Genomic DNA, 25,079 nt, shown 5'->3' with positions numbered 1-25,079 from the left:
ACCATGCGGCCCAGTTCCCTCGCTCCTCCCCTCGCCCTGACCGTTGCGGCGGCGACCCTGCTGACCGGCTGCGGCGCTCCGCCGACGCCCGCGGCGAGCCCGTCCGCACGCTTCCCCGTCGCCGTCACCACCTGTGGGTTCACCACGGACGTGCGGGCGGAGCCCCGGCGGATCGTGACCATGAACCAGGGCGCCACCGAGGTCGCGCTCGCCCTCGGCGTCGCAGACCGGATGGTCGGCACGGCCTATCTCGACGATGCCGTCGCTCCGCGCTTCCAGGCGGACTACGCCAGGATCCCCGTGCTCGCCGCGAAGTACCCGACGCAGGAGAAGATGCTGTCGGTCCGCCCGGACCTGGTCTACGGCTCGTACAACTCGGCGTTCAGCGAGAAGAACGACGGCGACCGGGCGCGGCTGCAGGGGCAGGGCATCGCCACCCTGCTCGCCCCGGCGGGCTGCGCGAGCAAGCCGGAACGCGCGTCGTGGGATCTGATCTGGGACGAGCTCACCGCCGCCGGGCGCGCCTTCGGCGCCGAGGACGCCGCGGACGCCCTGATCGCCGAGCAGGAGGCCGAGCTGGGCAGCCACGCCCTCCGGGGTGCCGCCCGCGGGCAGCGGATCTTCTGGTGGGACTACGGCACCGAGGCCGGCCTCCACATCGGGGCGGGCAAGGGCACGCCGCAGCTGCTCATCGAGGCGGTCGGCGGCGTCAACGCCTTCGCGCACCTCCCCGGCAACTGGGCCGAGGTCTCGCTCGAGAACGTCGTCGGATCGGACCCCGACGTCATCGTCGTCGCCGACGCCGCCGGCCACCCCGCCCAGGAGCGGATCGACCGAGCGCGCAAGGACCCCGCGCTGAGCCAGCTGCGCGCCGTCCGCGACAACCGGTTCGTGGTGATCCCGTTCTCGGAGACCACGTCCGGGGTCCGCCTGCTCGACGGTGCCCGGCGCCTCGCCGACGGCGTCCGGACGCTGCGATGACCGCCGTCCTGGTCGGCATGTCCGCGGGCATCGACCCCGCCGAGCTCACGTCCCTCGCCCGGACCGCCGGCGCGGAGCCGGCCTTCCTGCAGGTCCACGACCCGGCGCTGGTCGACGTGCTCACCGCCGTGGCCGACGGCGGCGCCACCGAGGTGCTGCTCATCGGCGCGGGCTGGGCCCCGCCGGGCCCGAAGCGCTCGTGGCTGCGCCGGGTGGCAGCGCACTGGCTGCGGGGCTACGACGGTGCGCCACCCGTCCACCTCGCGCCGCAGCTCCTCACCGCGCCCGACGCCGAGCGGCTCGCCGCCGCGATCGCCGCGGGCGGGGCACCGATGACGGCGGACGCCGCGCCGCTGCACTCGCCCGCGTGGGAGGAGGTGCCGCAGCACCGTCATCAGGTGCTCGTCTGCCGGGGGCCGCGGTGTTCGGCGCTGGGCGCGGCGGCCCTGAGCACGGCCTTCGCCGACGAACTGCGCCGCACCGGACTCGGTGACGACGACGCCCTGATCACCGTCACCGGCTGCCAGTTCCCGTGCAACCACGCGCCGGTCGTCACGGTCCAGCCCGACGACGCCTGGTACGGCGGCGTCGGCGTCGAGGACGTTTCGGACCTGGTGCGGACGCACCTGGTGCGCGAGGAGCGCGTCGCGCACCTGGCGCTCCCCCGCGAGCGGTCCGCCGCACGACGGTCCGCGGAATATTCGGACCGCGGTCCCGGGTTGTAGCCGCCATGAAGAAGATCGGCTTCCTGTCCTTCGGCCACTGGTCCGATTCCCCGGGCTCGCGGACCCGCACCGCGTCCGACGTCCTGCATCAGTCGATCGACCTCGCAGTGGCGGCCGAGGAGGTCGGTGCCGACGGCGCCTACTTCCGCGTGCACCACTTCGCGCAGCAGCTCGGCTCGCCGTTCCCGCTGCTGGCGGCCGTCGGCGCCCGCACCTCGCGGATCGAGATCGGCACCGGCGTGATCGACATGCGCTACGAGAACCCGCTGTACATGGCCGAGGACGCGGGCGCCGCCGACCTCATCGCCGGCGAGCGGTTGCAGCTCGGGGTGAGCCGGGGATCGCCCGAGCAGGTGATCGAGGGCTACAAGTACTTCGGGTACCAGCCCGGCGAGGGCAAGACCGACGCCGACATGGGGCGCGAGCACACCGAGGTGCTGCTCAAGGTGCTCGAGGGCGGCGGCTTCGCGCAGCCGAACCCGCGCCCGATGTTCCCGAACCCGCCCGGCCTGTTGCGCGTGGAGCCGCACTCTCCGACGCTGCGGGATCGGATCTGGTGGGGCGCCGCTTCGGACGCCACCGCGGAGTGGGCGGCGAAGCTCGGGATGAACCTGATGAGCTCGACGCTGAAAACCGACGAGTCGGGCGAGCCCTTCCACGTGCAGCAGGCCAAGCAGATCCGCAGGTTCCGCGAGGCGTGGGCCGAGGCGGGACACGATCACGAGCCGCGGGTCTCGGTGAGCCGCAGCATCATGCCGATCATCGACGACGAGAGCCGCGCCTACTTCGGGCACGAGCGCTCCAGCGACGACCAGTTCGGGGTGATCGACGACTTCCGCGCGGTCTTCGGCCGCACCTACGCCGGCGAGCCCGAGCAGCTCGTCGAGCAGCTCCGCAACGATGAGGGCATCGCGGAGGCGGACACCGTGCTGGTGACGGTGCCGAATCAGCTGGGCGTGGAGTACAACACCCGCCTGCTGGAGTCGCTCGTCAAGGACGTCGCCCCGGCGCTCGGCTGGCGCTGACCTCACCGACGCCGAGTTCGACTACCCTCGGCGCCGTGAGGAGGAGCCATGGCTTGGTTCGGTGACAACGATGCCCTGGGGCTTCTGACGTCAGCCGCGGTCGGGCGAGGGCTCGAGGTGACGCCGATCAAGACCTCGCTTTTCGCCGTCGACTCGGCGGACGCGCGGGTGGTCGTCGAGGTGGATGCCGACGGAAAGCTGTACCGGGTCACCGGGAGTGCCGCTGCGACGGATCGCGAGCTCGGTCGGGGCGACGCGTTCGCCGGCACCTGCGATCCGCAGACCGGAACCGCCTCCCGCCTCGCTGCCGGACGCGGGCGTCGACGCGAGTGGGTCCGGACGTTTCATCCGGATACGCGACAGTTCGACGCCGATCCGTCGGGCCGGATCGACGCCTTCCTCGCGGAGGTACTCACCCCCGCAGGGTGGACACGCCGATGGTCCGCGTCGGACCGGAAGTGGTACACCGCGATGGTCGCACTCTTCGTGGGCGTCTTCGGCATCCTGGGCGTGGCATCGGTGTGCATCTGGGTCTGGGGATCGCCGTGGGGCGGCGCGGTGATGCTCGCCGTGACCGTCGGAAACGCGATCCGGTGGGCACCCGGCCTCTTCGGGTTCGGCCGCTCGACGAACTCGACGAACTCGACGAAACGGTAGGCGTCAGACGGTGCGTCGCATCAGCACGCGGGTGAACCCGGCCAGGACCGACGTGGTGTCCATGACGTACTCGAAGCCGGCGCGCTCGAACAGCGCACGGGTGCCGACGTAGGCCATCGTCAGGTCGACCTTCGCGCCCCGATTGTCGACGGGGTAGGCCTCGATCACGCTCGCGCCGTGCTCGCGCGCGAACGCCACCGCGCCGGCGACGAGCTCGTGGCTGATGCCCTGCTTGCGGTGGCCGGGCCGCACGCGCACGCACCACAGCGACCAGGGGTCGTCGTGCCCGTCGACGTGCGGGATGCGGCGGTTGGTGGCGAAGCTCGTGTCCGCGCGCGGGTGGATCGCGGCCCAGCCGACGGGGTCGGCACCGTCGTAGGCGAGCACGCCGGGCGGTGGGTCCTCCGCGCACAGGCCCCGGACCCGCTCGAACCGGTCGGGCCCGCGCAGCGCCTGGTTCTCCTTCGACCCGATCCGGTAGGAGAGGCAGAAGCAGTTGCTGGAGGTCTGCTTCTTGGGGCCGAGCACGGCCGCCACATCGTCGAAGACGGTCGCCGCACGCACCTCGATACCGCTCATGCCGGAAACGCTAGCCGAGGGCGGGTTTCGGCGGTCAGTACTTGCGCAGGTGCAACGGCGCCTGCCCTGTCCACCGGGAGCGGAGCAGCGCGATGACCTCGTCGAACAGGTTCGCCAGCTCGGCGGTGTCGTCGCCGAGGCAGCGCAGCACGAAACCCGGTCCGGACAGTGCGGTGAGCCCGCTCCGGACGGTGCCGGCGGCCTCGGTGAGCGCGTGCACCTCGTCGAGCAGGGCGTCGTCGATCCGCGGGTCGACGACGGTGAGCGAGCCGACGTGCGTGTGCCCGTCGAGGAATCCGATGCCCGACGGGTCGGCGCGGCCGGGCTCGATGAGTAGGTTGTCGACGGCGAGCAGCGCGCCGCCGCGGTGGATCTCGGTGCGCATCCGCAGCTCGTCGTAGCGGAACCGCGCACCGTCGGGCGACCACCCGGGCGTGACGATCTCGGCCAGCACGAGCGTCGCCGACTCGTCGAGTTCCACGGTGCAGCTCTGCCGGTACGTGGCCTCGCGGTAGAGGATCAGCGCGTCCGGCACGTACTCGAGCACGGCACCGGCGCCGAGCCGGATCCGCATGTGCTGGGTCGCGGCCGCATCCGGCGTGCGGTAGACCTTGGTCGCCGACTGCGTCGTGAGGACGGCGCTCGCGCCGGCCTCGAGCTCGATGTCGATGGCGTAGGTGTCGCCGCGCAGGCAGCCGCCTCCCGGATTGACCACGTGGTAGGTGACCTGCCCGGAGCCGTCGAGGTACATCGGCCGCAGGGTCTGCAGGGTGCCCGCGTGCCGCTGCCCCACGGCGACGGTCCGCGTCCCGCGCGGTGCCAGGGTCAGGGCGAGCTCTCCGGTGAGTCCGGCTGCGGCGGTGGTGTTCACGCGAGGTCGAGCATCAGCACGTCGCGGCGGATCCAGTCGAGCACGCCGTCGAGGCCCTCGTCGGTCTTGAGGTTGGTCATGCAGAACGGGCGATCACCGCGGAAGACCTTGGAGTCGGCGGCCATCACGGACAGGTCGGCGCCGACGTAGGGCGCGAGGTCGGTCTTGTTGATCACGAACAGGTCCGACTTGATCATGCCCTGGCCGGCCTTGCGCGGAATCTCCTCGCCCTGCGCGACGTCGATGAGGTAGATCGAGAAGTCCACGAGCTCGGGGCTGAAGGTGGCGGAGAGGTTGTCACCGCCGCTCTCGATGAAGACGATCTGCAGGTCCGGATGCAGGCCCACCAGTCGCGCGACGGCCGCCTCGTTCATCGACGTGTCCTCGCGGATGGCGGTGTGCGGGCAGCCGCCGGTCTCGATGCCGACGATGCGGTCGCCGGCGAGAACGCTGTTGCGTGCCAGGATCTTCGCGTCCTCGGTGGTGTAGATGTCGTTGGTGATGGCGGCCATCGACACCTCGTCGGCGAGGTGCCGGGTGATCCGCTCCACCAGCTGGGTCTTGCCTGCGCCGACGGGGCCGCCGACTCCGATCCGGATCGTGGTCATGCAATCTCCTCCTAGCTCATGAACATCCGCGCCCGCTGGCGCCGATGCCGCATCTGGGCGATCTCGAGCCCGGGCGATGCGGCGCCCAGGTCGTGCTCGGTCAGGGTCAGGGCGGTGGCGACGGCGTCCGCCACCACGTCGTGCATCGCGCGCTGCACCCGCTGCCCCGCGGTCTGCCCGATGGGGATGGCGCGCACCGCGTTCTGGGTCAGTGAGGTGACGGCGGCGAACAGGTGCGCCTCGATCGCCGCCGCAGGCGGCGCGTCGATCGCGTGCGCGAGGACCGCGAACGCGACGGCCGGATGCCCGTGGCAGCGGCCGGCATCGAGTTCGGCGAGGTAGTCGCCGAGGAAGGACTCGGGGGCCACCACGGAGCCGACCTCGGCGGTGCGCCGGCCGATGGTGGCCGCGGCGGTGCGCACCTGTTCGGGCAGGGTGAGCGCGGCGAGAAGCAGGTCGAGCCGCCAGATCGCGTCCAGGTCGCCGAGGTGCAGCGCGTCGTAGACCATGCGGATGGCGACGCCGTCCGTGTAGGTCAGCTGCCGGGAGACGTAGGCGCGCAACCACGCCGCGAAGGTGGCTTCATCGGCGACGGTGCCGTCCGCGAGGTAGGACTCCATGCCGAAGGAGTGGCTGAACGCGCCCGTGGGCAGCGCCGAATCGCTGAGCTGCAGCAGGGGCAGCAGGTATCCCGGTGACGCCCCCGATCCGTTCGAGCACTGCCCCTGGACGTCGTGCCCTGCGGTGTCATCGTGGGTGACGGTGCTCAATGCGTGTGCTCCGCGTGCCGGAACGGCGTGGGCAGCACGCGGTCCTGGCGGTCGAACGGCACGCCGTGGTGGGTGAGGTAGTCCTCGACGGTGTGGTCGTACTGCACGACCATCACCTCGGCGCCGTACTCGGAATCGGCGTCGAAGAACTGGGCCTGCAGGTGGCGGTTGCCGAGCCCGTGTGCGGTGCGCCCCATCTCGGTGACGGTGCGGGGAGCGATGACGAGCACGTCCGTCGCGAGTACCTGCACGGCGATGACGTTGCGCTCGTCGCGGTGCAGGATGTCCCCGTCGCGCAGGTCGCCGTCGGGACCCGCGGGCGCGGCCAGGCGCAGCCCGATCTCCCGGTCGTGGTCGGTACGCACGCGCTGGATCCGCTTGACCAGGTCGGCGCCGGCGAGCGGCACCCGCTCGACGTGCAGGGCGTCCAGTTCGGCGGGGTCGAGGTCGGCGAGGTTGCCGGCGACGGTCTCGATGATCACTTCTCGCCTCTCAGAACAGGAAGTAGCGCTGGGTCATGGGCAGGGACGAGGAGGGCTCGGAGCGGACGGGCGTCCCGTCGACGGCGACGACGTACGTCTCCGGGTCGACGGTGATCTCGGGCGTCGCGCCGTTGTGCGGCAGGTCCTGCTTGCGGAGGCCGCGGATGCCCCGGACCGGGAGCGTGCGCTTGCGCAGCCCGAGTTCGTCGGCGATCCCGGATTCCGCTGCCGCGGTGGAGAGGAAGGTGATCGTCGCATCGTGGACCGCCTTGCCCATCGATCCGAACTGCGGGCGCATGGTCCGCGGTTGCGGGGTCGGGATCGAGGCGTTCGCATCACCCATGAGTGCCGTCGCGATCTGGCCGCCCTTGATCACCAGGTCGGGCTTGACCCCGAAGAACGCCGGGTTCCACAGCACGAGATCGGCGAACTTGCCCTCCTCGACACTGCCGACGTGGTCGGCGATGCCCTGCGCCAGAGCGGGATTGATCGTGTACTTCGCGACGTACCGCTTGATCCGGGCGTTGTCGCCACCGTCGGGGTCGTCGTCGAGCGGACCGCGCTGACGCTTCATCGAGTCGGCGAGCTGCCACGTGCGGGTGATCACCTCGCCGACGCGGCCCATCGCCTGCGAGTCCGACGAGGTGATGGCGATGATCCCCATGTCGTGCAGCACGCCCTCGGCGGCGATGGTCTCGGGGCGGATCCGCGAGTCGGCGAAAGCCACGTCCTCGGGGATGTCGGCGTTGAGGTGGTGGCACACCATCAGCATGTCGAGATGCTCGACGATGGTGTTCTCCGTGAAGGGCAGCGTCGGGTTCGTCGACGCGGGAAGCACGTTCGGGTGTCCCGCGATGGCGATGATGTCCGGGGCGTGGCCGCCGCCGGCGCCTTCGGTGTGGAAGGTGTGGATCACGCGGCCGTCGATCGCGGCGACCGTGTCCTCGAGGAAGCCGCACTCGTTGAGGGTGTCGGTGTGGATGGCGACCTGCACGTCGAACTCGTCGGCCACCCGCAGCGAGTTGTCGATCGACGCGGTGGTCGAGCCCCAGTCCTCGTGCACCTTGAGGCCGATCGCGCCGGCGCGGATCTGTTCCGCGAGCGGCTCGGTCGCGCCGGCGTGGCCCTTGCCGAGCAGCCCGATGTTGACCGGGGCGTCGTCGAGTGCCTGCAGCATGCGGGCGATGTGCCAGGGGCCCGGCGTCACGGTGGTGGCGTTGGTGCCCGCGGCAGGGCCGGTGCCGCCGCCGATCATGGTGGTGACGCCGGAATTGAGCGCGGTGTCGATCTGCTGCGCGCTGATGAAGTGGATGTGGGTGTCGATGCCGCCGGCGGTGAGGATGCGGCCCTCCCCCGCGATGATCTCGGTGGCGGCGCCGATGGTGATGGTGACGCCGTCGGAGATCTGCGGGTTGCCCGCCTTGCCGATCCGGAAGATGTGCCCGTCGCGCAGCGCGACGTCGGCCTTGATGATGCCGGTGTGGTCGATGATCAGCGCATTGGTGATGACGGTGTCGGGGATGTCGTGCTCACGGGTGAGCACGCCGTTCTCGCCCATCCCGTCGCGGATCACCTTGCCGCCGCCGAACACGACCTCCTCGCCGTGGACGGTCAGGTCGCGCTCGACGAGCGCGAACAGCTCGGTGTCGGCGAGGCGCACGGCGTCGCCGACAGTGGGGCCGTACAGGTCCGAGTACTCGCGGCGGCTCAGTTCGAAGCTCACTGTGCTCCCCCGTTCCCGGTGCCGGCGAGGGGGCCGTTGACGCGGTTGGCGAGCCCGTGGACCTCCCGGGTGCCCGCGAGAGCGACCAGGCGCACCGTCTTGGGATCGCCGGGCTCGAACCGGACGGCGGTGCCGGACGGGATGTCCAGACGGTGCCCGTGGGCTTCGGCCCGGTCGAAGTCGAGGGCGCGATTGACCTCGGCGAAGTGGAAGTGCGAGCCCACCTGGATGGGGCGGTCGCCGGTGTTGACGACGCGGACAGTGCGCGTGGGCCGGCCGTCGTTGCACAGGATCGGCGCGGACGCGAGGCGGAGTTCTCCGGGGATCATCGCGGTCACCGGATGGGGTGATGGACGGTGACGAGCTTGGTGCCGTCGGGGAAGGTGGCCTCGACCTGCACGTCGTGGATCATCTCGGGCACGCCCTCCATGACGTCGTCACGGGTCAGGATCGTGGCGCCGAAGGCCATCAGGTCGGCGACGGTGCGCCCGTCCCGCGCGCCCTCTACCAGCTCGTACGTGATGATCGCGACGGCCTCGGGATGGTTCAGCTTGAGCCCACGGGACTGACGGCGGCGCGCCAGGTCCGCGGCGACGACGATGAGCAGTTTGTCCTGCTCGCGGGGCAAGAGGTGCATGAGAATTCACTCAAATCCTTTGCCCCGGCGCCAGTCAAGCCAGATCGTCAGGCGCAACAGGCTGGAAACACGAAGTTAACGACCCTCGCCCACGTCGCCCTGAGGCAGCGCGGCGGCCCGGGTTCCCGGCGACCGCCCGGCGGGGTCGCCGAGCCGGTATCGGATCAGCCTGGAGCTGTTGAGCACGACCGCGACCGAGGAGGCGTTGTGCAGGATCGCGGCCAGGACGGGCGAGAGCGCACCGCCGGCCCCGACGAGCAGGCCGACCGAGTTGACCGCGATCGACATGCCGTAGTTCTGTCGGATCACGTCGACGGCCCTCCGGCCGAGATCCACGACGTCGAGGACGTTGCGCAGGTCGTCCCCGGCGAGTGCCACGTCGGCGGTCTCGACCGCCACGTCGGTCCCCGCGAGGCCCATCGCGATCCCCACGTCCGCCGCCGCGAGCGCGGGCGCATCGTTGACGCCGTCGCCGACCATCGCGACCACGTGGCCCTCGTCCTGCAGCGCCCGGACTTCGGCCAGCTTGTCCTCGGGCATCACTTCTGCGCGCCATCGCGTGATGCCGAGCTCGGCGGCGATGGCGGCCGCCGTCTCCGGATGGTCGCCCGTCAGCATGACGACGGTGCCGATCCCCGCAGCCGCCACGGCGGCGAGGGTCTCCGCGGCCTCGGGGCGCACCTCGTCGCGCAGGCTGACAAGGCCGGTCAGGGCGCCGTCCACCGCGAGGAGCAGCGGCGTCTCGCATTCGGCGCGGAGGCGGGCGACCCACCGCGCGGCGTCGACGCCGACGGCCACGCCGTGCTGCTCCAGGAGAGCCGGGCTTCCCAGCAGGAGTACGCGGCCGTCCTCGGCCTGGGTCCGCATGCCGAGGCCGACGATGACCTCGCACTCCGCGTGGCTGGGAATCTCGATGTGCCGCTCCTCGGTGGAGCGGATGACGGCCTCCGCCAGCGGGTGCCGGGAGTGGATCTCGGAGCTGGCCGCGTGCGCGAGCACCTGCTCCGGCGTCCAGTCGTCGCGGAACGAGACCACGTTGGTCACCACCGGGCGCCCCGTCGTCAGCGTGCCGGTCTTGTCGAAGACCACCGCCGTGACCGAGCCCGCCGCCTCGAGATGCGAACCGCCCTTGATGAGGATGCCTCGCCGTGCCCCGTTGCCGATCGCACCGCTGATCGCGGTGGGCGTCGACAGGCCCACGGCGCAGGGGCACGCGATGAGCAGCATCGTCATCGCCCGACGCAGGTCCCGGGTCAGGAGCAGGGTGAGCCCGGACAGGAGGAACGAGCCGGGGACGAAGCGGCGGGAGAAGTTGTCCCCGACGGTCTGGATCGGCGCGCGGTCCCGCTCCGCCTCCTCGACCCGCTCGATGATGCGCCCGATGGCGGTGTCGGCCCCCACGGCCGTGGCGCGCACGACGAGGCGCCCCGAGACGACAACCGCTCCCGCGTGCACGGTCGCGCCCGGTTCGATCGTGACGGGGAGTGTCTCCCCGGTCAGCGCAGCCTGGTCCACGACGGCGAGCCCGTCGACGACGACGCCGTCCACCGGTACCGCCACGTGATCGTGCACGATGACGACGTCACCGACGTCGAGCGTGTCGATCGGGACCTGCACCTCGGCCCCGTCGGCGAGCCGCAGCCAGGCCGAATCGGTGTTGCCGCGCAGCAGGTCCGAGATCGCACGCCGGGTTCGGCGCAGCGTGAGGTCCTGGAGGAACTCGCCGATGTTGAGGAGCCACAGCACCGTCAGCGCGACGACGTTCTCGCGCAGGAGGAGACTCGCGATCGTGGCTGCGGAGACGAGCGCGTCCGTGCCGGCGCGTCCGCCGCGCAACGACCGCAGGGCGCCTCGCAGGAACGGATAGCCGGTGAAGACGGTGATCGCGGTCGCCGCGGTCCGCGTGCCGGGCCCGAGCAACGGCGGTCGGCGGAAGGCGTAGCGGCGGAGACCGAGGAGCACCAGCGCCGAGGCGCCGAGACCCATCCGGAGCAGATCCGCATTGGTCACGTCGGCCGAGTGCGGCGCGTGCCGGGCGACGAGGGAGGCATCGGCGGCGAGCCCCTCCGCGGCGGCCTCGGCGATGCGGGCGGGAAGGACGTCACTGCGATGCCAGACCACGAGGGATCCCGTGTGGCTGTACGCGTGCGCCGCTCGCACCCCGGGGATCGCCAGCACCGCGTCCTCGACCGCGATGCGGCGCTGCGGTGTCGCTCCGACGAGACCGTCGAGCACCCACCGCAGCCGGCCTGCGGCCTGCGAGACGACACGGCCCGCCGGCTCGGACAGCGCGGTCATCAGTGGTCGTGGTCGTGCGCGGCGCCGGCCGCCGGTGGGGTCGACTCCTCGCCGACCCGCTCCTTGGCCTCGGCCAGGATGTCCGCGGCGTTCAGTCGCACGTTCTCGGCGACCTCCTCGGCCTTGCGGCTGCCCTTGAGCCCCAGCGCCGTCGCGGCGACCGCACTCTCGCGCAGCGGCGCCTTGGCGAGCGCCTTCTTGGTCGCCTCGTACGCCGCGGCGCCGACGAGACCGGTCACGAGCGCGGAGCCCGCCTTGAGGAGTACCGCCTGAACCGCCATCGGATCGTCCCTTCGTCAGGCGGCGTCGCGCCACCTATCGAACATCATTTCCAACAGCGTACCGTGCGAGGCGGGACGGGCGGAACGTAACGCACAACACGGTGGGTCGCCTTGCGCGTTGCTGGAAAGAGGCGGCGGGAGCACCTCGCGTCAGCCCTGCGGGACCTTCACCGCCAGCACGGGACAGGTGGCGTCGAGCAGGATCCGCTGCGCCGACGAGCCGAACAGGAGCTTGCCTGTCGCGGTGCGGTGCTTGATCCCGATCACGAGGACGGAGGCGTCCAGCGCCGTGGCGGCATCGACGAGCCCGCCCACCGGGTCCTTCTCGAACTCCTTCGGCCGTTCGACGGTGACGGTGAGGCCGCGCGCGGTGGCCTCCGAGAGGTCAGGCGCGTCCCCGTCGAGCAGGAAGACGACAACGGGCTCGCCGGGCCGGCGCACCGCTTCGCCGTAGGCGGCTTCGAGCGCGGCGGCGCTCTCGGGGGTGGTCGAGTGGGCGACGAGAATCGTCATGTCAGACGTCCTTTCCGGTGCGGGCGGTGACGACCTGGCGTGCCTTGATCAGCAGCACGGCGATTAACAGGGCGTAGAGCGTGATCGAGATGGGCGAGGAGACGAAGACGGAGTAGTCCCCGTCGGAGGACAGCAGCGCATCGCGCAGGCTCGTCTCGGCGAGCGGACCCAGCACCATGCCGATCAGGAGGGGCGCGATCGGGATGTCGTAGCGCTTGAAGACGAAGGCCAGCAGGCCGATCGCGAGGAACAGCAGCAGGTCGAACATGGTCGGCGACGTCGCGTAGATGCCCAGTCCGCAGAACACGACGATGCTGCCGTAGAGGTAGGGCGCAGGGATGAGCAACAGCTTCGCCCACAGCTGCGCGAAGGGCAGGTTGATGATCAGCAGCACGACCATCGCGATGAAGAAGCTGGCGAGCAGCGCCCACACCAGGTCCGGCGAGTTGTCGAACAGCAGCGGCCCCGGCTGCAGACCGTACTGGCGGAATGCGGCGAGCATGATCGCGGCGGTCGCCGAGACCGGGAGGCCCAGGGAGAGCAGCGCGCCCATCGCCATGCCGGTGGTCGAGTTGCCGGCGGCCTCCGGTGCGGCGAGGCCGCGGGGCGCGCCCTTGCCGAACATCGGGAACTTCCGACGGCGATCGAGGCGGCGCTCCACGTCGTAGGCGAGGAAGGTGGGCACCTCCGAGCCGCCGACCGGGATGACGCCGAAGGGCAGGCCGATGGCGGTGCCGCGGCCCCACGCCGGGAGCGCCTCCTTGAACTCCGCCTTCGAGAGCCAGGCGCGGCCGGCCTTGGCGCCGAGCGCCTTCGGGGCGGGATCGCGGCGGATCCGCGAGGCCACGATGATGATCTCGCCGAGGGCCAGCATGCCGACCGCGACGATGACGAGCGAGATCCCGTCGAAGAGGTTCGCGGAGCCGAAGGTGAAGCGCTCGGTGCCGGAGATCTGGTCGATGCCGACGGTGGCGAACATGAGGCCCATCACCAGCGAGGCGAGCCCCTTGATCACCGATTCGGAGACGACCGAGGAGATCGCGCCGAAGGCGAGCAGCGAGAGCGCGAAGTACTCGGCCGGGCCGAACTTCGTGGACAGGTCCGCCATGAACGGGGCGAGGAAGACGACGAGGATCGAGGCGATCATGCCGCCGATGAAGGCGCCGATGGCGGCGATGGCCAGCGCCTGGGGCGCCTTGCCGTTCTTCGCCATCTGGTGGCCCTCGAAGGTCGAGGCGATCGAGGAGGCCTGGCCCGGGGTATTCATGAGGATGGCCATCGTCGAATCGCCGAAGAGGCCGCCGAAGTAGACGCCGGAGAACAGGATGAAGGCCGCGGTCGGGTTGAGCGCGAAGGTCATCGGGAGCAGCAGCGCCACGGCCATCGAGGAGCCGAGGCCGGGCAGCACCCCGACCGCGGTGCCGATGAGGCAGCCGATGACGACCCACATGAGGTTCGACGGCGAGAGTGCCCCGGCGAACCCGTCGAGCAGGAGTCCGAACTGGTCCATGGTTACAGTCCTCCCAGGATTCCGGACGGGAGCGGGACGTCCAGCAGGACGCCGAAGATCAGGAAGACGAGGCTGGAGAGCAGCAGCCCCACGGAGACGTCGAACAGGGGCCGCTTGCTATTGAAGGCCCGTGTCACGCACCAGAACAGGAGCGCGGCGGCGAGGATCCAGCCGAGGACGTCCAGGAGGACCGCGAACGCGATGAGCCCGCCGATGAGCCAGCCGGCGGCGGCCCAGTCGGTGTAGGTGCGGAACTTGGTCTCGGAGCGAGCCAGTTCGTCCGGGTTGCGGACGAAGTGGACCGTGAGCGCGGCGGCCAGCGCGTAGCCGACGATGGCCAGCAGCCACGGGAAGAACGTCGGGCCCGGGCTGTCATCGGACTGGACGTCCATGGTGAGGTTGCCGATGACGACGAGGGTGCTGGCGATCGCGAGGATCGCGGGGACGACGAGCGCGCCGAGCCCGTTCCCGGTGTCCGGGGCCGCGGAGTCTGCTTCTTCTGTCTGCGTTGTCATTTGCCGAGCTCCTGGTACAGGCCGGCGATGACGCGGTCCTCGTCGGCGATGAAGGTGGTCAGCTCGGGGCCTTCCAGCCACGCCCTGGTCCACTTGTTGTTGCGTTCGGCCTCGGCCCAGTCCTGCGTGCGCATGACCTCGTCGAAGACGTCGCGGATGTTCTTCACGTCCGCCGCGGAGATGTCGGGCGGGCCGAACAGGGCGCGCCAGTTGGCCAGCGTCACGTCGTAGCCGAGCTGGCGGAGCGTCGGGAAGTCCACGCCGTCGATGGGCTCCTTGGCGGCCATGGCGAGTCCGCGGAGGCGCCCGGATTCGATCTGGTCGATGAGGTCGGCGTAGCCGGAGAACGCGGCCTTCGCCGTGCCGGTGACCAGGGCCTGGGCGACCTCGCCGCCGCCGGCCTTGGGGATGTAGGTGGTGTTCCTGGGGTCGATCCCGGCGGCCTTCGCGAACTGCGCCATGACCAACTGGTCGAAGCTGCCGCCGCCGGTGAACGGGATCGAATGCGGGTTGCTCCTCCACGCCGCGACCAGGTCGTCGACGGACTTGTACGGCGAGTTCGCCGGGACGACGAGCACGTCGTACTCCTCGAAGATCCGCGCGATCGCGGTCACATCCGTCATGGTGACGGCCGACTTCGTCTGCTGGACGCCGGCCACGAGACCTGTGCCGCCGACCATGGCGACGTCGGCGCGGCCCTCCATGGAGTGCAGTCGCGAGAGGCCGATGGTGCCGGCGGCGCCGGGCACGTTGACGACCTGGATGTTGGTGGCGATCTTCTGCTCGCGCATGATCGCCTGCGATTCGCGCATCACGAGGTCCCACCCGCCGCCCGCGCCGGCGGGCGCGATGAGGGTGGCCTTGTTGCGGATGTCGGCGGAAAGGCCGCCGCGCTGGAAGGAGTAGTACACCGCGGTGGAGATCACCACGACGGCGATGAGCGCGTAGATCGCGAGGGCGACGACGCTGCGCTCTCCCGGTGGGGATGTCGCCCGCCCCTCATGGTCCGAACTGTCCGACGCCATCGGTGAACCTCCTCGTCGAGCTGATGAGGACGCCAGATTATCGACGCACCAAGGACAGGTGACCGAATTCACAATTCCAGGTAAAGAGCAGAACGAGCGAAACGCGCAGAAGTCGGAATCGCCAGGTCAGGCGGGCCCGATCACCGGTCGAGCCAGTGATCCACGGCGAGGTCGCGGGCGCTCGCGAGCGCCGACGCCTGGCAACCGAACCCCACCACGTCCCGGCCGTCGTCGAGCCGAACGGAGCCGAGTGTCATCGGGGATGGAAGCCGGGTGAGGAACGCTCCCAGCGCCGCGGGTGCGAGTCGCCAGAGCTCGCCGCGGATGCCGCGGCCGTGTGCGGGGTCGTGGACGAGGCCGGGCTTGGGCGGCGTCGTCGCCAGTTCGACGAGGCGGTACTGGTCGGCGGTCCGGATCTCGCCCGCCCAGTACGCCCCGAGTGAGGTCAGCTCGTGCTCGAGCGGCTGCCCACGCAGGTGCGCGCCGAATACGGCCAGCTCCACCGCACCGGCCAGGTCGAGGTTCCACGGCGCCACGGGCGGCGCTCCGGTGATCCGAGCGGCGAGGTCGAGCGCGACCCCGTCGTGCCCCGCGGGCGCCAGCACCGTGATCCCGAACTGCGCACCGTCCGTGGTCTCCCCGACCGGGACGGCCACGCCGCACAGGTCGAGGAGGTTGCAGAAGTTGGTGTACGTCCCCATCTCCGAGTTCACCCCGACCGGGTCGTCGGCCACCTCGGCGAGCGTCGGGTGCCGCGGCGCGGTGGGCACCATGAGCCCGGAGTAGCCCTCGAACAACCCCGCCGCTCGCCGGGCCACGACGCGCAACTCGGCCTGGTCGGCGGCCAGGCGGTGCGCGGGAAGCCCGCCCGCGGCGCGCACGATGGCGGCCACCGTCGGATCCAGTCCCGCGTCGTCACCCGCCTCGGCGACGAACTCCCCCACCGCGCTGTACCGCTCGGCGACGAGGGCACCGTCGTAGAGGAGCTTCGCGGCGGCGAGCAACTCGGAGACGTCGACGGGCTTGACCCGCAGCCCCGCCGCCTCGGCGCGCGCGACGGCACCGTCGAAGGCCTCCCGCCAGGCGGCGGACAGGCCGGGGAGCTCCGCGGGGATCGCGAGAGTCGCCTCGGGCGCGGCGGCGAACGGGGTGTCGGCGGCCCAGCGTCGGGTGCCGGTCTCGCCCATGACGGTCATGGCGCGGCTCGCCGTGGCGACGTCGGGGGCGAAGACCGTCACACAGTCGTACGACGCGCACGCGGGCACAACGCCGTCGGTGCCGACGGTGCCGATCGTGGGCTTGATGCCGACGATGCCCTGCAGTCCGGCCGGGACGCGGCCGGAGCCGGCGGTGTCGGTGCCGATCGCGATGTCCGCGTAGTCGAGGGCGACGGCGACCGCCGAACCGGAGCTCGATCCCCCGGAGATGTGGTCGGGCCGCCGGGAATCCCGCACCGCGCCGTACGGGCTGCGGGTGCCGACCAGACCGGTGGCGAACTGGTCGAGGTTGGTCTTGCCGATGACCACGGCGCCGGCAGCGCGGAGGGCCGCGACGGCGGCGGCGTCCGCCTCGGGTCGGTAGGCGTAGCCGGGGCAGGCGGCGGTGGTCGGGAGGCCCGCAACGTCCACGTTGTCCTTGACGGCGAGGACGACGCCGGCGAGCGGGCCGCCCGCCGCGAGGGACGCCGCGTACTCGGCGGCGACCTCGGCCTCCGGACGCAGCGCGAGGAAGAGCTCGGTCCGCTCGTCCGCGGCGATGCGCCGGTAGATGTCGGCGATGCGGTTCATGCTGCGCTCCTAGTGAATTCGCCGGCGGCCGCCCAGCGGCCGCGCTCCTCGTCGCGGGCGATCTCCATCGCCGACTGCACGCGGGCGATGCCGTCGGCCTCGCGGGCGAGGAAGGCGCGGTGCGAGGAGAGGGAGAAGGAGCCGGGCGTGATGTCCACGGAGCCACGGCCGGCGGCGGTGTCGGCGCGCAGATCGGCGAGCTCCTCGGTGCAGACCGGGTACCAACTGATCCGGTCGAAATGGCGGAGCAGCCAGGGGTGTTCGGGCTCGAAGCCGCCCGCGGCGTGGGGGTGACTGTGGTTCCACACCTGGGTGGTGCGGCCCACGAACTGGTAGCCGCCGGGGCCCTCCATGCCGTAGATGCACAGGTACGCACCGCCGATGCCGACCGCGTTCTCGGGCGTCCAGGTGCGGGCGGGGTTGTACTTGGTGGTCACCAGCCGGTGGCGCGGGTCGAGCGGGACGGCCACGGGCGCACCGAGGTACACATCACCCAGGCCGAGGACGAGGTACGAGGCGTCGAAGACGATCCGCTGGACGTCCTCGACGGAGCCGAGCCCGTTCATGCGGCGGATGAACTCGATGTTCCACGGGCACCACGGGGCGTCGCCGCGGACGCCGAGCACGTACCGCTCGATGGCCTCGCGGGTGCTGGGATCGTCCCACGACAGTGGGAGGGAGACGGTGCGGCTGGGCACGATCATGTCGTCGGCGGCGCGCAGCTGCGATTCGGCCTCCCGGATCCAGTCGAGGGCCGCCGGCTGGCGTAGCGCCGTGGGATCGAACTTGACCTGCAGGCTGCGCACGCCGGCGGTCAGGTCGATCAGGCCGCGCGGTGCATCGGCGCGCAGTCGCTGCTCGAGGGCGTGCACGCGGGCGCGGGACTCCAGATCCAGTGTCATGGCGCCGTACTCGACGAGGACGTTGTCGTCGCCCGACCGTCGGTAGGTGATGGTGGTCTCGCCGTCGGCGGTCACCGATCGCGCCAGCACGCCGTCGTCGGGGTCTCCCCCGCCGGACAGGACGACGGGCAGGTGGGCGCGCCGCGCAGTGCCGAAGGAGCCGGGCGAGGCCGCCGCGGCGGCGCGGACGGGGACGAAGCGCACGCTGTCCCCGGGGCGCAGCTGTCCGAGCTTCCAGCGATCGGCGGTGGTGACTGTGACGGGGCAGACGAAGCCCCCCAGGCTGGGACCGTCGGGGCCGAGCAGGATCGGGGTGTCGCCGGTGAAGTCGAGGGCGCCCACCGAGTAGGCGTTGTCGTGAATGTTGGACGGGTGCAGGCCGGCCTCGCCGCCGTCGGCGCGGGCCCATTCGGGCTTGGGGCCGATGAGCCGCACGCCGGTGCGGTCCGAGTTGAAGTGCACCTCGTAGGCGGTGCCGTAGAGGGTCTCGATGTCGGATGCGGTGAAGTACTCGGGCGCCGAGTGCGGGCCGACGGTGACGGCGAGCTCCCAGCGGTCGGTGAACGCGGGCACCTCGTCGTCGAGGATGCGACGCGGGGCGGCGGCGAGCTGGTCCCCGAGGGGCAGCTCGTCACCGGCGGCGAGTGTCCTGCCCTGGTGGCCGCCGAACTTCCCCAGCGTGAACGTCGATGCGCTGCCCAGGTATTCGGGTACCGCGATGCCGCCGCGGACGGCGAGGTAGGCACGCATGCCGAGCGATCCCGTCGCACCGATGGCGAGCTGCTGTCCGGGCAGGAGGTCGACGGGCGCCCAGGTGGGGACGGGCACCCCGTCGACGGTGACCGTGACGGGGGCACCGGTGACCGCGACGGTGGTGGACTCGTCGACGGTGACGGCGAGACCACCGAGCGTGCACTCGAATCCCGGTGCGCCCTCGGCGTTGCCGACGGCGAGGTTGGCGAGGCGGAAGGAGAGATCGTCCATGGGGCCCGAGGGCGGGACGCCGATCGACCAGTAGGCGGCGCGGCCGGGCCAGTCCTGCACGGTGGTCATGGGGCCGGGGCGGACGACGGTGAGGATGGTCATGCGGCGGCCTCCGAGATCTCGAGCTCGACCGCGGTGGGGTCGAAACCGTTGCAGGGGTTGTTGATCTGCGGGCAGTTGGAGATCAGGACGAGGGTGTCGATCTCGGCGCGCAGCACGAGCTTGCGGCCGGGAGCCGAGAGGCCGTCGACGATGCCGAGCGTGCCGTCGGGGTCGATGGGGACGTACATGTAGAAGTTGACGTTGCCCACGAGGTCGCGCTTGCCGAGGCCGTGCCGGCTGCCCTCGATGAGGAAGTTCTCGACGCAGGCGTGCTGGTGCTTGGTGTGGTGGCCGTAGCGCAGGGTGTTCGACTCCTGCGAGCAGGCGCCACCGAGGGTGTCGTGGTGGCCGACCTCGTCGTCGACGATGGTCATCATCGGGCGCGACTCCTGGTCGCGGATCACGGTTCCCGTGCCCAGGAAGATGCTGCCCTGGCCGAGGATCGTCTGCTGGGCGCTGTAGCGGACGGTGTGGTCGTGCGCGCCGTAGAAGAGGGTGTCGACGGCCTGGTTGCCGTGCAGATCGGTCATGGTGAGGGTGTGGCCGGCAGGGACGACGCCCGACCAGGGGGCCCGCGGGGTGACGGTGGCGCTCATGGGGATTCCTTCCGGGTCAGTGGGCCGCGCGGTGGGCGTCTTCGGAGTTCGCCACGGCGCGCTGGTATTCGGGGTCGGTGTCCGGGTCGGCGATCAGCGCGGCGAGGTCGTCGTCGGCGCGCCAGGCCAGCACCTCGAGCAGGCCGGTGTCGAAGGTCGGCGACGGGTCGAGGGGGTGTGCGGTGTTCGCGACGGCGACGATGCACGGCAGGTGCAGGACCATCTCGACCGACTTCCCCGGCCCCGCACTGCCCGTGGAGACGAGCGCACCGTCGGCGGAGACGGTGACGCCGTGGAAGAACGAGACGGACGGCGCGACGTCGGTGGGCGTCAGCCCGTGCTTGGCGGCGGCGAGCACCAGCAGCTCGCGACCGGCGGGGCTCGCGGAGTGTGCCTCGCCCGCGCCGTACTTGGCGGTGTTGGTGGCGAGCGTGGTGGCGCCGCAGAGGGCGTCGTGGTGGCCGGAGTCGTCGGCGACGACGGTGGCGAGCACGCGTCCCTGGTCGGAGAGCAGCGGGTGGCCCGCGCCGACGTACGCCTGCCACGGCACCTTGACGGTGTCTGCGACGTTGAGCCGTTCCCAGGGGGCGTCGGCGCGCCAGAGGAGGATGTTCGCGCAGACGGTGCCGACGGTGTCGGTCAGGCGGATTCGGGTGCCGCGCGCCAGCACCTTCGACGTGTAGCGGCCGCCCGGGACGGTCTCCGCCCAGGTGAGGGCGTCGGCGGGCACGCCGGCGGGCGGGTCGGGCCAGGCGGTGGCGGGCACCGTCGGCATGCCCTCGACGCGGGTGTCGGCCTGGGCGCGGGCGTGGTCGCGGGCGCCCTGGGTGGTGGCGGTGGTCTCGGCGATGGCGGTCACGTCAAATGCCTTTCGTGGCGGGGAGGTTCGGGAGGACGGCGGTGACGGGGCGCGGGTGCGCGTGGCGCGGGAAGCAGGCAATGCCCGCGACGATCGCGATACCGACCGTGATCGGTCCGGCCCATTGCAGTAGCGGGGATTGTCCTGCGGGGTCGTAGATCTCGGCGCGGGGCCAGGCGAGGTTGATCACCATCGCCCCGCCGTAGAGGACGGCGGCGGCGTTGATCGGCACGCCCCAGCGGCCCAGGGTGAATACGGGCCTGCCCTCGGAGTCGCGGACGTCGGCGCCGTGCGGCCAGCCGCGGAGCCGCTGGTAGAGCATCGGCACCGTCACCGACAGGTAGGCGAGGTAGATGAGCACGATGCAGACGCTGGCGAGGGTGGCGAAGATCGCGGGATTGCCGACGTTCACGAGCAGGACGGCGACGCACAGGATCCCGATGAGCACGGCCGGGGCGACGGGCGCCTGGGTGCGCGGGTTCACGCGGGAGAGACGCTCGGAGAACGGGAGGCGGTGATCGCGGGCCATGGAGAAGATCAGGCGGCTGCACGCCGTCTGGATGGCGAGGGTGCAGATGAAGACGGCGACGGCCACGTCGATCAGGAGGACCTTCCCCCAGAACGAGCCGAGGACGGACTGCAGGACGTAGGGCAGGCCGCCGGCGGCGAGCTCCTCCCCCAGCGTCGGCGCGGCCATGAGGGCGGCGAGCAGCATGAGGCCGCCGCCGACGGCCGAGGCGGTGAGCGCGAACCGGATGGTGCGCGGCGCGACACGGCGGGGGTTGACGGTCTCCTCGGCGAGCTCACCGGCCGAGCCGAAGCCGACCATCACGTAGGCGGCCATGAGGCCGGAGACGATGAACGCGCCGAGGTAGCCGCCCGAACCGGCGGACGCGACGTGCGAGGTGTCGAAGACGACCTGGGGACCGCGCTGGGCGTGCATCGCCAGCGCCCCGATGACGGCGACCACGCCGACGAGCTCGCAGGTGACGCCGATGGCGTTGATGCGGCTCATCCAGTGCACGCCGATGCAGTTGATGGTGGTGGTGATGATCAGCAGGACGGTGCCGAGCAGGACGGCGTTGGCGGCGCCGCTGGGGCTGGTGAGGGAGGCGTCGTCGCCGATGATCTGGAAGCCCGACCACACGGTGGGCAGGACCACCTGGAGCGCGATGGCGGCCGCCGAGGCGGTCACGATCTGCGCGAGGATCATGAACCAGCCGCCGAACCAGCCGACCACCTCGCCGCCGAGGCGCCGCGACCACTGGTAGATCGCGCCGGAGATCGGGTAGCGGGCGGCCATCTCGGCGAAGCACAGCGCGACCAGGAACTGGCCGAGGTAGACCAGCGGCCAGGTCCAGAAGAAGGCCGCCCCGCCGAGGGAGTAACCGAGGCCGAACAGCTGGAAGATGGTGGTGAGGATGGACACGAACGAGAAGCCGGCGGCGAACGACGCGAACGTCCCCAGCGAGCGGCGCAGCTGCGGCTGGTAGCCGAGTTCTGCCAGATCATCCGAATCATGGTGTCGGGCTTGGGTTGCTGTCATGGTCGACTTCCCGGTCGGCGCTCTATCTGTCAGTTGATAGAAAACCGTTCTCCCGGGTCAGCCGCATTGCCCCGCGGTAAGGAATGGGAAAACCGGCGCTACGAACATGTTTCGCGGCGGGTAGCCTGTGTGCCGTGACGGAGGCGAACGGTGGGGCGGAAACCGCAGGTAGACGGGGCCGACCGCGGGCGAACGATCCGCGTCGGCCCGGCGCCACGGCCGTCGAGGAGATTCTGGACGCCGCGGCCGAGTTGTTCACCCAGCGCGGGTACGCGGCCACGTCGACCCGGCAGATCGCGGAGGCCGTGGGAATCCGGCAGGCGTCGCTCTACCACTACTTCCCCACCAAGGGCGAGATCCTGACCGCACTGTTGGAGGCCACGGTGCAGGCCCCGCTCACGCTCGCGCGCTCCGTCGCCTCCGCCGACGGTGCGCCTCTCGGCCGGCTGTTGACGTTGGCCCGGTCCGACGCCGGCCAGCTGCTGGCGGCGCGCTACAACCTGGGCGCGCTCTACCACCTGCCCGAGCTCGCGGCCGAGGAGTTCGCCGAGTTCCGATCGGACCGGGCGGAGCTGGCGTCGCACTACCGCTCTCTGGCTGTCGCTGTTCTCGGTGACGACACCGATCCGCGCACGCTCCTGCCGTTCCGGCTCGTGGAGTCCGTGATCGGCCTGCGCTCCGACGGTGCCGTCTCCCCCGGTCGCGAAGACGCGCTCGTCGACGCCATCTGTGAGGCGATCGAGCGGGTGCTGGCCTGACTCGCGAGACGACGAAGGGGCGCAGCCGATCACGGCTGCGCCCCTTCGTTGCGGTCTCTAGTCCGTCGTGATCTCGCTGCGGTCTCCCGACCACAGCGTGTGGAAGGTGCCGGGCTTGTCGACGCGCTTGTAGGTGTGCGCGCCGAAGAAGTCGCGCTGGCCCTGGACGAGCGCGGCGGGCAGGCGGTCCACGTTGAGCGAGTCGAAGTAGCTCAGCGCCGTCGCGAAGCCCGGGATCGGGACGGCGGCCTGGGTGGCGGTGATGACGACGCGGCGCCAGGCGTCCTCGCCGTCGCGGATGGCCTGCGCGAAGTACGGGGCCTCGAGCAGCGTGGCGAGGTTCGGGTTCTCGGCGTAGGCGTCGGCGAGGACGTTGAGGAACTGGGCCCGGATGATGCAGCCGCCGCGCCAGATCTTGGCGACGGCGCCCTTGTCGATGTTCCAGCCGTACTTCTCCGCGCCGGCGATGATCGCGTCGAAGCCCTGGGCGTAGGCGACGATCTTGGAGGCGTAGAGGGCCTTCGCGACGTCGTCGACGAAGGAGTCGTCGACCCGCGGGGCCGTGGGGCGCTCGATACCGAGAGCCTGCACCGCGTCGCGCTGGTTGCGCTTGGAGGAGACGGCGCGGCCGAAGACGGCCTCGGCGACGCCGCCGACCGGCACGCCCAGGTCCAGGGCGGTCTGCACGGTCCACACGCCGGTGCCCTTGCTACCGGCCTGGTCGGTGACGATGTCGACGAAGGGCTTGCCCGTCTCCGCGTCGACGTGCTTGAGGATGTCGATGGTGATCTCGATGAGGTAGCTGTTGAGCGGCCCCTCGTTCCACGTCGCGAAGAGGTCGGAGATCTGGGCGGGCGTGTAGCCGGCGACGTTGCGCAGCAGGTCGTAGGCCTCGCCGATGAGCTCCATGTCGGCGTACTCGATGCCGTTGTGGATCATCTTGACGAAGTGGCCGGCGCCATCGGTGCCCACGTGGGTCACGCAGGCCTCGCCCTCCGCGACCGCAGCGATCGACGCGAGGATCGGGCCGAGGGTCTTGTACGACTCGGCGGTGCCGCCGGGCATGATCGACGGGCCCTTGAGCGCGCCCTCCTCGCCGCCGGAGATGCCGGCGCCGACGAAGTGGATGCCCGTCGGCGCGATCTTCGCCTCGCGGGCGATGGTGTCGTGGAAGTTCGCGTTGCCGCCGTCGACGATGATGTCGCCCGGCTCGAACCGCTCCTGCAGCTGTTCGATCACCGCGTCCGTGCCCGCGCCGGCCTGCACCATGATGATCGCGGTGCGCGGCTTGGCCAAGCTGGCGACGAACTCGTCGATGGTGTCGCTGGCAACGAAGTTCGCCTCGGGATGGTTCTTCACCACATCGTGCGTCTTCTCCGGCGAGCGGTTGTAGATCGCTACGGTGTTGCCCTCCCGGGACGCCAGGTTGCGGGCCAGGTTGGAGCCCATCACCGCCATCCCCACCACTCCGATATTCGCCTTGGCGTCGTTGCTGCTCATCGCTCGTTCGTCCCTCTTCCTCGTGGTGGTTCACACTCGGCCCCTACGTTACGTCCCCACGCCCGACGGTGCCCCCACCTCACCTGTTCTTCGGGCGGTACCTCTTCGCCTTCTCGACGACGGCCTTGATCTCCGCTGCCGCGACCGCCGGGTCCTCGTGTTCCCACACACGGATCACCGTCCAGCCTGCTTCCTCGAGACGCCGGTTGGTGTCCTCGTCCCTGGCACGGTTGTTCGCAACCTTGGTCGCCCAGAACTCCGCGTTGGTCTTACTCACCGAGTGATGCTCCGGGCATCCGTGCCAGAAGCAACCGTCCAGATAGACCGCCACCTTCAGCCGAGGGAAGACCAAGTCAGCGCGTCGGCGCCGCATCTTCGATAGCGGCGCACGATCGACGAAATACCTAAGACCGAGTCGGTGCACTTCCCGACGAAGCGCCAGCTCTGGACGAGTGTCCTTACGACGGTTCGACATCATCGACCGCCGCACGGCATCTGACGACGCCCAAGAATTCACTGAACCATCATGCCCGTCGACAAGCACGGCCGAGCAAGTGACCGAACCGATCAATGCACCTGGATTGCCTGCTTGTGCCTCAGACCAACATCTTGGACTGAAGGTGTCGCTGTCGAGGTCACACTGACTGATTAGGCGGGGATCAACCGCGAAGGCAGTCCTGGCAGCCGGAAATGAGTGGACCCAATGCAGATTAGATGAGCACACTGCATGCACTATGGCGTCCACCCAGCTACACGTCAGCGAACCTCGGGCACCAATACCCGGAAGAGCCCGTTCGAACTCCTGTCGCTTGACAAACATTGCAGCCTCGAAGCCCCCACCGGCT

26 protein-coding genes are annotated in these 25,079 nt (G+C 70.7%); 5 read left to right on the top strand and 21 right to left on the bottom strand.

Annotation, left to right across the window (positions count from 1 at the left end; translation table 11 throughout):
- Positions 1-3 precede the first annotated feature (3 nt).
- From BLQ62_RS09190 to BLQ62_RS09175, 4 genes are read left to right on the top strand one after another with little or no spacing between them, the layout of a single operon-like run.
- Positions 4-981, top strand: coding sequence for an ABC transporter substrate-binding protein (locus BLQ62_RS09190; protein ID WP_082756569.1), 978 nt, complete (start codon positions 4-6; stop codon positions 979-981).
- Positions 978-1,706, top strand: coding sequence for a (2Fe-2S) ferredoxin domain-containing protein (locus BLQ62_RS09185; protein WP_068565803.1), 729 nt, complete (start codon positions 978-980; stop codon positions 1,704-1,706). Before BLQ62_RS09190 ends, BLQ62_RS09185 begins: the two co-directional genes overlap by 4 nt.
- Positions 1,707-1,711: 5 nt before the next feature.
- On the top strand, positions 1,712-2,731 hold the full coding sequence (locus tag BLQ62_RS09180) for an LLM class flavin-dependent oxidoreductase (RefSeq protein WP_068565805.1): 1,020 nt from the start codon (positions 1,712-1,714) through the stop codon (positions 2,729-2,731).
- Between the two features lie 48 nt (positions 2,732-2,779).
- Complete coding sequence (locus BLQ62_RS09175) at positions 2,780-3,388, top strand: hypothetical protein (protein ID WP_068565806.1); 609 nt, start codon at positions 2,780-2,782, stop codon at positions 3,386-3,388.
- A 3-nt stretch (positions 3,389-3,391) separates the two neighbouring features.
- Here the strand turns inward: BLQ62_RS09175 and BLQ62_RS09170 are convergent, their stop codons facing one another.
- The 19 genes from BLQ62_RS09170 to BLQ62_RS09080 all read right to left on the bottom strand — a co-directional run bounded on the left by BLQ62_RS09170 (position 3,392) and on the right by BLQ62_RS09080 (position 21,976).
- Positions 3,392-3,967 carry a GNAT family N-acetyltransferase gene (locus tag BLQ62_RS09170; protein WP_068565808.1) on the bottom strand — a complete coding sequence of 192 codons (576 nt, stop codon included), beginning with the start codon at positions 3,965-3,967 and terminating at the stop codon, positions 3,392-3,394.
- Between the two features lie 34 nt (positions 3,968-4,001).
- Positions 4,002-4,838, bottom strand: a complete 837-nt coding sequence (locus BLQ62_RS09165) for an urease accessory protein UreD (protein WP_068565810.1) — start codon at positions 4,836-4,838, stop codon at positions 4,002-4,004.
- Positions 4,835-5,446, bottom strand: a complete 612-nt coding sequence (ureG, locus tag BLQ62_RS09160) for an urease accessory protein UreG (protein WP_068535619.1) — start codon at positions 5,444-5,446, stop codon at positions 4,835-4,837. The genes BLQ62_RS09165 and ureG overlap by 4 nt, the downstream gene beginning before the upstream one ends.
- An 11-nt stretch (positions 5,447-5,457) precedes the next feature.
- Positions 5,458-6,216: an urease accessory protein UreF gene (locus tag BLQ62_RS09155; protein WP_231857608.1), complete on the bottom strand. Its 759-nt coding sequence runs from the start codon at positions 6,214-6,216 to the stop codon at positions 5,458-5,460.
- A complete protein-coding gene (ureE, locus tag BLQ62_RS09150; RefSeq protein WP_068535620.1) occupies positions 6,213-6,698 on the bottom strand; it encodes an urease accessory protein UreE in 486 nt (161 codons plus the stop codon). Before ureE ends, BLQ62_RS09155 begins: the two co-directional genes overlap by 4 nt.
- A 10-nt stretch (positions 6,699-6,708) precedes the next feature.
- Positions 6,709-8,421 (bottom strand): urease subunit alpha, encoded by a 1,713-nt coding sequence (ureC, locus tag BLQ62_RS09145; protein WP_068565812.1) that lies wholly within the window; start codon positions 8,419-8,421, stop codon positions 6,709-6,711.
- Positions 8,418-8,750 carry an urease subunit beta gene (locus BLQ62_RS09140; protein ID WP_068566331.1) on the bottom strand — a complete coding sequence of 111 codons (333 nt, stop codon included), beginning with the start codon at positions 8,748-8,750 and terminating at the stop codon, positions 8,418-8,420. The genes ureC and BLQ62_RS09140 overlap by 4 nt, the downstream gene beginning before the upstream one ends.
- Positions 8,751-8,755: 5 nt before the next feature.
- Positions 8,756-9,058, bottom strand: a complete 303-nt coding sequence (locus BLQ62_RS09135) for an urease subunit gamma (RefSeq protein WP_068565814.1) — start codon at positions 9,056-9,058, stop codon at positions 8,756-8,758.
- A gap of 75 nt (positions 9,059-9,133) precedes the next feature.
- Positions 9,134-11,356 (bottom strand): heavy metal translocating P-type ATPase, encoded by a 2,223-nt coding sequence (locus BLQ62_RS09130; protein WP_082756495.1) that lies wholly within the window; start codon positions 11,354-11,356, stop codon positions 9,134-9,136.
- Positions 11,356-11,637 (bottom strand): DUF1490 family protein, encoded by a 282-nt coding sequence (locus BLQ62_RS09125; RefSeq protein WP_068566334.1) that lies wholly within the window; start codon positions 11,635-11,637, stop codon positions 11,356-11,358. The genes BLQ62_RS09130 and BLQ62_RS09125 overlap by 1 nt, the downstream gene beginning before the upstream one ends.
- A gap of 150 nt (positions 11,638-11,787) precedes the next feature.
- Positions 11,788-12,150 (bottom strand): universal stress protein, encoded by a 363-nt coding sequence (locus BLQ62_RS09120; protein WP_068535626.1) that lies wholly within the window; start codon positions 12,148-12,150, stop codon positions 11,788-11,790.
- 1 nt (position 12,151) lies between these two features.
- A complete protein-coding gene (locus BLQ62_RS09115) occupies positions 12,152-13,660 on the bottom strand; it encodes a tripartite tricarboxylate transporter permease (RefSeq protein WP_068565816.1) in 1,509 nt (502 codons plus the stop codon).
- Positions 13,661-13,662: 2 nt separating this feature from the next.
- Positions 13,663-14,175, bottom strand: a complete 513-nt coding sequence (locus tag BLQ62_RS09110) for a tripartite tricarboxylate transporter TctB family protein (protein WP_068565818.1) — start codon at positions 14,173-14,175, stop codon at positions 13,663-13,665.
- On the bottom strand, positions 14,172-15,200 hold the full coding sequence (locus BLQ62_RS09105) for a Bug family tripartite tricarboxylate transporter substrate binding protein (RefSeq protein ID WP_082756496.1): 1,029 nt from the start codon (positions 15,198-15,200) through the stop codon (positions 14,172-14,174). Before BLQ62_RS09105 ends, BLQ62_RS09110 begins: the two co-directional genes overlap by 4 nt.
- Before the next feature lie 140 nt (positions 15,201-15,340).
- Positions 15,341-16,987 (bottom strand): allophanate hydrolase, encoded by a 1,647-nt coding sequence (gene atzF, locus BLQ62_RS09100; RefSeq protein WP_068565820.1) that lies wholly within the window; start codon positions 16,985-16,987, stop codon positions 15,341-15,343.
- Entirely contained in the window at positions 16,984-18,975 is a 1,992-nt protein-coding gene (locus BLQ62_RS09095; protein WP_068565823.1) for a 5-oxoprolinase/urea amidolyase family protein, read from the bottom strand. The genes atzF and BLQ62_RS09095 overlap by 4 nt, the downstream gene beginning before the upstream one ends.
- Entirely contained in the window at positions 18,972-19,571 is a 600-nt protein-coding gene (locus BLQ62_RS09090; protein WP_068565825.1) for an urea amidolyase associated protein UAAP2, read from the bottom strand. The genes BLQ62_RS09095 and BLQ62_RS09090 overlap by 4 nt, the downstream gene beginning before the upstream one ends.
- A 16-nt stretch (positions 19,572-19,587) precedes the next feature.
- Positions 19,588-20,430, bottom strand: coding sequence for an urea amidolyase associated protein UAAP1 (locus BLQ62_RS09085; RefSeq protein WP_068565826.1), 843 nt, complete (start codon positions 20,428-20,430; stop codon positions 19,588-19,590).
- A gap of 1 nt (position 20,431) precedes the next feature.
- Positions 20,432-21,976: an amino acid permease gene (locus tag BLQ62_RS09080; protein ID WP_068565828.1), complete on the bottom strand. Its 1,545-nt coding sequence runs from the start codon at positions 21,974-21,976 to the stop codon at positions 20,432-20,434.
- A gap of 134 nt (positions 21,977-22,110) precedes the next feature.
- Between BLQ62_RS09080 and BLQ62_RS09075 the strand changes: the two genes are divergently transcribed.
- A complete protein-coding gene (locus tag BLQ62_RS09075; RefSeq protein ID WP_068565830.1) occupies positions 22,111-22,734 on the top strand; it encodes a TetR/AcrR family transcriptional regulator in 624 nt (207 codons plus the stop codon).
- 57 nt (positions 22,735-22,791) lie between these two features.
- Here the strand turns inward: BLQ62_RS09075 and gndA are convergent, their stop codons facing one another.
- Positions 22,792-24,234 (bottom strand): NADP-dependent phosphogluconate dehydrogenase, encoded by a 1,443-nt coding sequence (gene gndA, locus BLQ62_RS09070; RefSeq protein ID WP_068565832.1) that lies wholly within the window; start codon positions 24,232-24,234, stop codon positions 22,792-22,794.
- A gap of 79 nt (positions 24,235-24,313) precedes the next feature.
- A complete protein-coding gene (locus BLQ62_RS09065) occupies positions 24,314-24,751 on the bottom strand; it encodes a very short patch repair endonuclease (protein ID WP_414929913.1) in 438 nt (145 codons plus the stop codon).
- Positions 24,752-25,079 lie beyond the last annotated feature (328 nt).

It is taken from the genome of Tsukamurella pulmonis, assembly GCF_900103175.1.
Classification (GTDB): domain Bacteria; phylum Actinomycetota; class Actinomycetes; order Mycobacteriales; family Mycobacteriaceae; genus Tsukamurella; species Tsukamurella pulmonis.
The sequence above is the reverse complement of the archived record's forward strand: the minus strand, read 5'-3'. Positions and strand labels throughout refer to the sequence as shown.

Coding starts and splice junctions, on each gene's coding strand:
- BLQ62_RS09110 (WP_068565818.1), bottom strand. CDS start 14,175: ATGACAACGCAGACAGAAGAAGCAGACTCCGCGGCCCCGGACACCGGG.
- BLQ62_RS09120 (WP_068535626.1), bottom strand. CDS start 12,150: ATGACGATTCTCGTCGCCCACTCGACCACCCCCGAGAGCGCCGCCGCG.
- BLQ62_RS09175 (WP_068565806.1), top strand. CDS start 2,780: ATGGCTTGGTTCGGTGACAACGATGCCCTGGGGCTTCTGACGTCAGCC.
- ureG (WP_068535619.1), bottom strand. CDS start 5,446: ATGACCACGATCCGGATCGGAGTCGGCGGCCCCGTCGGCGCAGGCAAG.
- BLQ62_RS09135 (WP_068565814.1), bottom strand. CDS start 9,058: ATGCACCTCTTGCCCCGCGAGCAGGACAAACTGCTCATCGTCGTCGCC.
- BLQ62_RS09095 (WP_068565823.1), bottom strand. CDS start 18,975: ATGACCATCCTCACCGTCGTCCGCCCCGGCCCCATGACCACCGTGCAG.
- BLQ62_RS09140 (WP_068566331.1), bottom strand. CDS start 8,750: ATGATCCCCGGAGAACTCCGCCTCGCGTCCGCGCCGATCCTGTGCAAC.
- BLQ62_RS09190 (WP_082756569.1), top strand. CDS start 4: ATGCGGCCCAGTTCCCTCGCTCCTCCCCTCGCCCTGACCGTTGCGGCG.
- BLQ62_RS09180 (WP_068565805.1), top strand. CDS start 1,712: ATGAAGAAGATCGGCTTCCTGTCCTTCGGCCACTGGTCCGATTCCCCG.
- gndA (WP_068565832.1), bottom strand. CDS start 24,234: ATGAGCAGCAACGACGCCAAGGCGAATATCGGAGTGGTGGGGATGGCG.
- BLQ62_RS09115 (WP_068565816.1), bottom strand. CDS start 13,660: ATGGACCAGTTCGGACTCCTGCTCGACGGGTTCGCCGGGGCACTCTCG.
- atzF (WP_068565820.1), bottom strand. CDS start 16,987: ATGAACCGCATCGCCGACATCTACCGGCGCATCGCCGCGGACGAGCGG.
- BLQ62_RS09080 (WP_068565828.1), bottom strand. CDS start 21,976: ATGACAGCAACCCAAGCCCGACACCATGATTCGGATGATCTGGCAGAA.
- BLQ62_RS09185 (WP_068565803.1), top strand. CDS start 978: ATGACCGCCGTCCTGGTCGGCATGTCCGCGGGCATCGACCCCGCCGAG.
- BLQ62_RS09105 (WP_082756496.1), bottom strand. CDS start 15,200: ATGGCGTCGGACAGTTCGGACCATGAGGGGCGGGCGACATCCCCACCG.
- BLQ62_RS09170 (WP_068565808.1), bottom strand. CDS start 3,967: ATGAGCGGTATCGAGGTGCGTGCGGCGACCGTCTTCGACGATGTGGCG.
- BLQ62_RS09130 (WP_082756495.1), bottom strand. CDS start 11,356: ATGACCGCGCTGTCCGAGCCGGCGGGCCGTGTCGTCTCGCAGGCCGCA.
- BLQ62_RS09125 (WP_068566334.1), bottom strand. CDS start 11,637: ATGGCGGTTCAGGCGGTACTCCTCAAGGCGGGCTCCGCGCTCGTGACC.
- BLQ62_RS09090 (WP_068565825.1), bottom strand. CDS start 19,571: ATGAGCGCCACCGTCACCCCGCGGGCCCCCTGGTCGGGCGTCGTCCCT.